The 8678-nt window shown below is 67.9% G+C and carries 7 protein-coding genes and 1 pseudogene; all 8 read left to right on the top strand.

Annotated elements, in window-relative coordinates; all coding sequences use genetic code 11:
• Positions 1–319 precede the first annotated feature (319 nt).
• Positions 320–866: pseudogene (locus UG55_RS47915) on the top strand (CRISPR-associated endonuclease Cas3''); the annotation flags it as partial.
• A gap of 5 nt (positions 867–871) precedes the next feature.
• Positions 872–2575: CRISPR-associated helicase/endonuclease Cas3 (locus UG55_RS22735; RefSeq protein ID WP_206779410.1), on the top strand; the 1704-nt coding region annotated here is incomplete at its 5' end.
• Positions 2576–2995: 420 nt separating this feature from the next.
• Positions 2996–3661 carry a type I-C CRISPR-associated protein Cas5c gene (gene cas5c / locus UG55_RS22730; protein ID WP_066072839.1) on the top strand — a complete coding sequence of 222 codons (666 nt, stop codon included), beginning with the start codon at positions 2996–2998 and terminating at the stop codon, positions 3659–3661.
• Complete coding sequence (cas8c, locus tag UG55_RS22725) at positions 3661–5637, top strand: type I-C CRISPR-associated protein Cas8c/Csd1 (RefSeq protein WP_066072837.1); 1977 nt, start codon at positions 3661–3663, stop codon at positions 5635–5637. Before cas5c ends, cas8c begins: the two co-directional genes overlap by 1 nt.
• 52 nt (positions 5638–5689) lie before the next feature.
• On the top strand, positions 5690–6577 hold the full coding sequence (cas7c, locus tag UG55_RS22720; RefSeq protein ID WP_066072834.1) for a type I-C CRISPR-associated protein Cas7/Csd2: 888 nt from the start codon (positions 5690–5692) through the stop codon (positions 6575–6577).
• Complete coding sequence (cas4, locus tag UG55_RS22715; RefSeq protein ID WP_066072832.1) at positions 6574–7239, top strand: CRISPR-associated protein Cas4; 666 nt, start codon at positions 6574–6576, stop codon at positions 7237–7239. The genes cas7c and cas4 overlap by 4 nt, the downstream gene beginning before the upstream one ends.
• Positions 7232–8272 (top strand): type I-C CRISPR-associated endonuclease Cas1c, encoded by a 1041-nt coding sequence (gene cas1c, locus UG55_RS22710; protein ID WP_066072830.1) that lies wholly within the window; start codon positions 7232–7234, stop codon positions 8270–8272. Before cas4 ends, cas1c begins: the two co-directional genes overlap by 8 nt.
• On the top strand, positions 8272–8562 hold the full coding sequence (gene cas2, locus UG55_RS22705; protein ID WP_066072840.1) for a CRISPR-associated endonuclease Cas2: 291 nt from the start codon (positions 8272–8274) through the stop codon (positions 8560–8562). Before cas1c ends, cas2 begins: the two co-directional genes overlap by 1 nt.
• The last annotated feature ends 116 nt before the right edge of the window (positions 8563–8678 follow it).

The raw sequence follows: 8678 nt of genomic DNA, 5'->3' as shown, positions 1-8678 counted from the left end.
GTTGTGATCCTCACCGGGGCCGGAGCCCCGGTGCCGCCCTGCCTGAGCAGGGACTTCAGGCTCTCATACGGTCCACCGAGGGCTCGCAACACGCGCGAATGTTCGTTTTGTGGCGATTTTGAGTTAGGAAGGTCCCGGGGTTTCGGGCGGTGCTTGGGGTTCCTAGATCGAGATCGTCGACGATCGGCCGGTGGAACCGCACCCCGACATCGTCGAGGGCTCAGTTCTGTCGGACCCACCGTGTTGGATCCTGCTTGAGCCTCGCGGCATGTCGAGGACGATANGCAACCCAACGGGGGTCGNGGTGTNGGCACACAGTGTGAATGGTGCCGGTCAGCGGCATCTTCTCGTCGACCATCTCGTCGGTGTCGGGGAGCTGGCATCGCGGTTCGCGTCCGCGTTCGGGGCAGGCGAGCTGGGGCGCTTTCTGGGGCTGGCGCATGACGTAGGAAAGGCATCCTGCCTGTGGCAGGAGGGTCTGCTGGCAGCGGAGACGACCGGTGGCCGGGTCAAGGTGGGCGGTAGATCCGTCGATCACAAGTCGATGGGGGTCTGGCTGGCCGAGCGGCGTCAGGCCAGGCTGCTCGGCTGCGTGTTACATGGTCATCATGGCGGTCTGAGGAGTCCGTCCGAGGTGGACACGGCGATGGTCAGCCTCGACGACCGGGTTCGGCTGGGCTGGGCTCAGGCGGAGCAGGCACTCGCGCCACTGCTACCCGGGTTGTTCGACGGTCCGGCGCTTCCTCTTCCGCCGTCCGCGACTCGGGAGTTGGAGGCCGAGCTACTGGTCCGTCTCCTGTACAGCTGCCTGGTCGACGCTGATGCGCTGGATACCGAGGCCCATCGTCATGCGACCGTTCCGCGGGNGGCNCCCGCCGCGGATATGGAGATGCTGTGGGATCGGTTCGAGGCACGACGGAAATCCTTCCTGGAGAACCGACCGGTCTCGGCTGTCGACCGGTGGCGGGCGGACGTCTACGAGGCATCGGTGGCCGCGGCGGCCGGTCAGCCGGGGATCTACCGCCTCCCCGCGCCGACAGGCTCCGGCAAGACGATCGCGTCCGCGGCGTTCGGGCTACGGCATGCCGTCGAGCACGGCAAGGGCCGGGTGATCGTCGCTGTTCCGTTCACCACGATCACGGAACAGAACGCTGGGGTGTACCGCCAGCTCCTCGACCCTCGCGATGTCGGTGGCAGCCCGGTCGTGCTGGAACACCATACGAACGTTCCTGTCACCGAGGCCGGCTCCGGCGACCCTCGCGAGCGTTGGCGGCGGCTGGCCGCGGAGAACTGGGACGCGCCCTTTGTGGTGACGACGACGGTGCAGTTGTTCGAGTCGCTGTTCGGCCGGCGGCCGGCGCAGATGCGCAAGGTGCACCGACTCGCGAACGCGGTCATCGTGCTCGACGAGGTGCAGGCGCTCCCTGCGGACCTGCTGCTGCCGATCGTCGACGGGCTGAAGGTGTTGACGGAGCGGTTCGGGGCGACGGTGCTCCTTGCTTCGGCGACGCAGCCGGAGCTGTGGGAACTAAGTCCCCTGCGGGCCACGAAGCCACGCGAGGTGATCGCTGATCCGGCGCCGCTATACCGGGCATTGGGGCGGGTGCGCTACCGCTGGTGGACGCAGCCGCGCCCGAGCCTGGAGCAGGTGGCAGACGAGGTCGCAGCGCCCTCACCCACCGGGAACGACCAGGTTCTGGTCATCGTCAACACCATCGCGAACGCACACCAGCTGCACGGTCTAGTCACCGAACGTGTCGCTTCAGGCACTCCTGTTTTCCATCTCTCCACCGCCATGTGCTCGGCGCATCGAGGGCGGGTCCTCCACGAGGTCCGCGATCTGCTGGCCGCCGGCCGGCCAGTGCGACTGATCAGCACCCAGCTGATCGAGGCCGGTGTGGACGTGGACTTTCCGGTGGTCTACCGGGCACTCGCGCCAGCCGACGCACTGCAGCAGGCGGCCGGCCGAGCCAACCGGGAGGGAGCTCTGGGGCCGAAAGGTGGCCTGGTCGTCGTGTTCGATCCGGCCGATGGATCCGCCCCTGGCGCGTACAAGATCCCGGTGGAGATCACCGCGGAGGTGATGGGCGAGGAGATCGCGGATCCCGACGATCTGCCGGCCCTGCGCTCCTTCTACCGGCAGTACCTCAAACACAAGCAGGTGACCGGCTCCGCGAGCCGAGGCCGGGTGGTTCAGGAGAACCGGCACCGCCTCGATTTTCGCGCCGTCAGCGACGGCCCGCTGCGCGACGTCGGGCGATCCGACGCTCGGGACACCGCGAAAGCCTTCCGGATGATCAACGATGACACCGTGCCCGTGGTGGTGCGCGACGAGGCCGCGGTGGGCGAGATCGACGAGATCATCACCCGGCTACGGACGTCACCGCAGCCGGACCTGAGCCTGCTGCGGCGGCTTCAGCCCTACCTGGTGACCCTGCGGCGGCGGACCCGTGAAACCGCCGACGTCGCGGCGCTGTGCCGGCCGATCGTCGGTGAGCTCGCCGAATGGCTCGGCGCCTACGACACCGCCACGGGCATCCAGCTGACCGCCGACACCGCGGACTTCGTCCTGTGAGCCTGACATCCCACGCGGCGATCCATCTGCTTGTACGCAAGAAATCGTTGCTCCGTTCAGCTTTCGCATCGCACGGGCCGAACCCCCTTGCCAAAACCCGACAAGGGCGGTGTACCCTGACCGAGTCACATCACGGATTGGGGAACCGTGACCGGCTCCGGAGGAGCGGGCACCCGGAGAGGATCGCAACAGCTTGCGCATTGCACAAAGCTGAGCCGTAGCGGCGCCCGCGCGTGCGATAAACGATGACGTCGGCGTGGTTCAGGTGAACCCTGATGGTTTACCTGAACCACGATCCGACCATCGCCGTCTGAATACTGCCGCAAGCTGTTGACATTTACGAAGAGTATTCCGACTGCCGTCGTATCACTTTTCGATGACCGTCTGATCCTGTTCGAATTTTTCTGGGAAGGAGTGCGCATGCTGGCATTGCCGCGATCCGCCGACGGGGATCGCGCGGTTTCGGTGCAGGTGTGGGGCGAGGGTGCGCTTTTCACCCGCCCCGAGTTCCGGGTGGAGCGGATGAGCTACCCGGTCATGACTCCCACCGCGGCGATCGGAATTCTGGAGTCGATCTTCTGGAAGCCGGAGTTCGAGTGGGTGCCGATCGCGATCGAGGTGCTGCGGCCCATCCGGCAGTTCTCCCTGCGGCGCAACGAGACGCACGACCTCCCGAGCTTCGCCGACGCCGTCGGCCGGGGTCGGCGCGTCGACACCGTGGCCAACCGGGAGCAGCGGGCAGCGATGTGTCTGCGTGACGTGGCCTACCGGATTCACGCCCACGTCGAGCTTCGCCCACATGCGACCAAGAACACCACTGCCTACCGGGATCAGTTCCGCCGCAGGGTGGATCGTGGAGCCTGTTTCCAGCAGCCGTATCTGGGTACTCGGGAGTTCCCGGCGTCGTTCGCCCACATCGACGAAACCCCGCGGATCAACGTCAGCGAGGATCTTGGCATGATGCTGCATCGCATCATTCCCGGCCCACCCATGGACTCGACCTACTTCCGCGCCCGCCTGGAAGGCGGCGTCCTGTCTATCCCCCGCCACGGGATCCGTGGCGACGAACAGGCCGGCGCCGCCTGATGCTGCTGCAACGCCTGGTCGAGTTCCAACGTCCCCGAATCGACCCCGATGACGAGCTGCCTCCTTTCTTTCAGCTTCGCCCGGTGCGTTGGATCGTGCGTCTCGACGACAATGGCGAACTCATATCGCCGCGGCTGCGCGACCTGAGCGATCCGACGGCCGGCCCGCGGGGAAAGCTCGGCACTCCCGGGGCAGTGCCCTACATCGCCCGGGCGGCGGGCATCTCGCCCCTGCTCGGAGCGGATGACGTCCAGTACGTTCTCGGCTGGCCCGATGAGAAGTCGAAGCCGGAGCGGGTCGCGGACTGCCACGCGGCGTTCGTCGACCTGATCGAGCGTTGGGCCGCCGCGGCACCGAACGATCACGTCGCGCAGGCGGCCCGGAAGTTCTTCCAGTCCGGGGCGCACGCGCGGATCGAGCGGCCTGCGCAGTGGACGTCCAAGCAGAGCGTGGTGCTCACTGTCGGTGCGGAGGCCGACTGGATCACCGAGCGGCCTTCGTTGCGGCGCTTCTGGGCCGAGGAGGTCGCCCGGCGCAAGGCCGGTGGCCGCGGAACCGGGTCGGCGGCCCAGGGCGAGGCCGCCGGGCGGGCCGGGGTATGCCTGGTCTGCGGCGACTCCGGGGTGCTGGTCGACCGCTTCCCCCAGCAGCTGCCACGGCGGCTGGTGCCCCTGACCAGCCAGGCCAACGCCGCGCTGGTCAGCGCGAACCGGCGGATCCACACGTACGACAACAGCGAGAACCTCACCACCGTCCCGATCTGCCTGGACTGTGCCCAGGTCTCGGTCGCCAATCTCCATTACCTGCTCGACAGCGAGCGCCACGCGATGTCAGCCGGCGGCGACGGCCGGATGGCCTGGTGGACGACCGGCACGCCCTTCGACTTCACGGCGGCCGTGGCGCGGCCGGATCCGTCTCAGGTGAGCCAGCTCGTGGCGATGGTTCACCGCGGCACCACCAGCACCAATGCCGTGGAAGAGTTCGACCCCGACCGTTTCTGCTCCGTCACGGTCGCCGGGAACGTCTCCCGCGTGATGATCCGCGACTGGGTCGACATGCCGCTCAGCCAGCTGAGGCGCAACCTCGGCTCCTGGTTCCTCGATCATCGGCTGTTCGGGGCCGATCCCGCGTCGTACGGCTACTTCCCGCTGGTACGCCTCGAACTGGCCACCGGCCGCTGGGAGCCGAAAGCCGGTGAGAACGGCCGCGGGGCGTATGCGCGCTTCGGTGCACCGGGGGCTGGCCGCCCCGACGGTGTCCAGCGGCAACTGCTGCGCGCCGCGATCAGCGGCGGCGACCTCAGCCCGGCGCTGTTCGGCCACCTGCTCAACCGCATCAGATCTGACGGCCATGTTGACGACCCGCGCGCCGCGCTGCTGCGTCTCGCCCTGGTCCGCCGTGCCCGCCGCCGTCCCGAGAACGAAAGGCCAACCATGCCCGGCCCCGGTCTGGACCCGGATAACCGTCACCCCGCCTACCTCGCAGGCCGCGTCTTCGCCGAGCTGGAGGCGATCCAGTTCCAGGCATCCGGCATCGGAAAGCCGAAGGGGGAACGGTTGAACACCACCTTCGCCGACCGCTATCTGCCTGGCGCGATCGCCAATCCCCGGATCGCGCTCGTGCAGGGGCAGCAGCTTGCCCCCGCCTGGCTCAAGAAGATCCGAAAGACCAACCCCGTCGCAGCTATCGCTCTCAGCGCGCGCCTCGGCGAGCTGTTCGCCCTGTTCGATGCGAGTGGCGGGTTCCCTGGGCGCGGCAGCCTCGACGACCAGGCCACTTTCATCCTCGGGTATCACCATCACCGCAGCGACTCGATCGGCCGCGCCCGGGCCGCGAAGGCCGCCGGCAAAGCCGGCGAGGCGGACGAGCAGGGGGCCGCTGGGGCCGCTGACGCAGCAGGCGATGTCGACGCGGCAGGCGAAGCCGATGAAGCGCACGGGGCGCCGCTGACCCCTGGGTCGCAGCCGACCGCCTGACCTGCACCACCACCACTCCACCGTCCACTCAGATTTCTGGGGAGATCGACCCATGCAGACCTACAACCTCGACCCCGCCGTCAAGCACGACCTCGTCTACCTCTTCGAGGTGGCGGACGGGAACCCGAACGGCGATCCTGACAACGGCAACCGGCCCCGCACTGACGACGAAACCAGCCATGGGTTGGTCACCGATGTCGCGCTCAAGCGCAAGGTCCGCGACACCATCGGCCTCGCCGCGAAGTCCGCCGGGCTGGATCTCGGTGGGTACCAGATCTTCGTCGAGGCCGGCCACGCCCTCAACACCCGGCTCGAGGAGTCCTACACCCACGGCGGGTTCGAGCTCGGCAAACGGCTCACCCCAGAGCAGGCCACTCAGGCCAGGAGCTGGCTGACCGCGCGCTACGTCGACATCCGGCTGTTCGGTGCGGTCATGTCCACGGGCAAGACCCCTTCGCTCGGCCAGATCCGGGGGCCGGTCCAGGTCGGGATGGCTCGCTCCGTCGATCCCGTGTTCCCCGTCGACCACGCGATCACCCGGGTCACCCAGACCCGGCAGGCTGACATCGACAAAGGTGAAAGTACCGAGATGGGCAGCAAGTGGACCGTGCCCTACGGCCTTTACCGCACGGTGATCCACTACAACGCCCCGCGCGGTGAGCAGACCGGCGTCAGCACCGCCGACCTGGACCTGCTCCTTACGACGCTGGTGAACATGTTCGACCATGACCGCTCCGCGACCAGAGGGGAGATGTCGGCTCGGGGGCTGTACGTCTTCAGCCACGGGGACGCATTCGGCTCCGCACCCGCGCACACCCTCAGCGACCGCATACGGGTCACCTGCATCAACCAGCCCGCCCGCGGGTTCGGTGATTACAAGGTCGAGGTCGACGACGCCACGCTGCCCGACAGCGTGCGGCTCACCCGCGTCCTCGGATGACCGAGGGGCCGCGATGGCCGGGCGGCGACGTCCACGCCGGCAGGATTGCGCTGTCCGCACTCGAGCACCATGCGTACTGCGCCCGCCAGGCCGCGCTGATCCACCTCGACGGAGTCTTCACGGACAACGTCGACACGGCGCGCGGCAACGTGGCCCATGCCAACGTCCACACGGACCCCGCCCGCCACCGCGGAGCCCTGCCGGCCGGTGGACGGCTGCTGACCGGAGTTCACGTGTGGAGCAACCGCCTCGGGCTCTACGGTGTGTGCGACGCCGTGCAGATCACCCGCACCAGCGTCATACCGGTCGAGCACAAGGTCGGCAGGTACGTGCCCGGCGGGCCGGCCGACATCCAGGCCGCCGCCCAGGCACTGTGCCTCGCCGAGATGCAGCCCCTCCCGGTGCCGCATGCCGTCATCTACTCGTACGCCGAGCGTCGCCGCCACACCGTCGACCTCACCGACGAGATGGTCCGGCGGGTGGAAGAGACCACACGGCAGGTCCGCGCGATGCTCGCAACCGCCCGCCTCCCACCCGCCGTCGCCGACCGCCGCTGCCGCGGATGCTCCCTGAACGCCGACTGCCTACCCGAACTCGACCCGCCCACCGCCGCCCTGGCAGACCTGTTCGCACCTCGACCACTCGGAACCTGGGATGGTTGAACTCCTCAACACGCTCTACGCGACTACACCTGGCACCAGCCTGCACCTCGACGGTGACGCGGTAAGGATCTGGCACCCCGAGACGGAGACCGGCGCGCCGCGACGGCTTCTCCCCCTCACTCGCATCGACCACATCGTCGCCTTCGGCGGCGTCACCGTCACCGACGATCTCCTCCAGCGGTGCGCCGCCGATCGACGCTCCGTGACCTGGCTGACCGGCAACGGACGGATCAGAGCCCGCGTCGAAGGCCCCACCGCCGGGAATCCGCTCCTTCGGATCGGGCAACACGACGCCTACCGTGACCCGACAGTCCGCTTGGGCCTCGGTAAGGGATTCATCGCGGGTAAGCTCCAGAACTCCCGCCAGCTCCTGCTCCGTGCCGGGCGAGACGCCACCGGCACCCGGCAGGCGGCACTACGCGCGACGGCCGACCAGCACAGCCGAGCGCTCGAAGCACTACCGGGCGCCGGCAGCCTCGACACCGCCATGGGCGTCGAAGGCAACGCGGCTCGCACCTACATAGCGACCTGGCCGCATCTGCTCACCAGCCACGCCACGATCAAAGCGCCGAGCGGACGGACGAGCAGGCCGCCGACGGACCCGCTCAACGCCGCGCTCTCCTTTGGTTATGCACTGTTGCGGGTCGCTGTACACGGCGCGCTGGAGCACGTCGGCCTCGACCCCCACATCGGATACCTGCACGGCGTCCGACCGGGAAAGCCCGCCCTCGCGCTCGATGTGATGGAGGAGTTCCGCGCACTGTTCGTCGACCGCCTCGTCTTCACCGCATTCAACCAGCGCCAGCTTGAAGCCACCGACTTCATCTCCACTCCCGGTGGCGCCTGTCATCTCACCGACGACGGGCGGAAGAAATACCTTCAGCTCTGGAGCCAGGCCCGGACCCGCCCATGGCGCCATTCCCTTCTCAACTACGAGGCACCCGCGGCGATTGTCCCACTCCTCCAGGCCCGGGTGCTCGCGCGCTATCTCCGCGGGGATATCACGCAGTACGTCCCATGGAGCCCGGTCTGATGGACCTTCTCCTGACCTATGATGTCGACACCACCAGTGTCGAAGGCGCCCGCCGGCTCCGCCGAGTGGCCAAGATCTGCGAGGGTTACGGTATTCGCGTTCAGAAATCTGTGTTCGAAGTCGTCTGCACCGAAGCTCAATTGGTACAGCTCCGGCACCGACTCACCCAGACCATCGATCTGACCGCCGACAACATCCGCATCTACCGACTCCCCATCCACACCCTCGACGCCGTCCAACACCTCGGCATCGGCGTCCAACCCCTCCACCGCGGCGACCAGATCATCTGACCGGCCCCCGCTTCGGAACCCCCGGCACCCCGCAAACCCCCGACACCTTCCTAACCCAGAACCAGGACAAACCGGACGCGATCGGCTCCACCCGACACCCGAACCCATGATCGAAG

The organism is Frankia sp. EI5c (assembly GCF_001636565.1).
In the GTDB taxonomy this organism is placed as follows: domain Bacteria; phylum Actinomycetota; class Actinomycetes; order Frankiales; family Frankiaceae; genus Parafrankia.
This window is presented reverse-complemented; position numbering and strand designations above follow the sequence as displayed.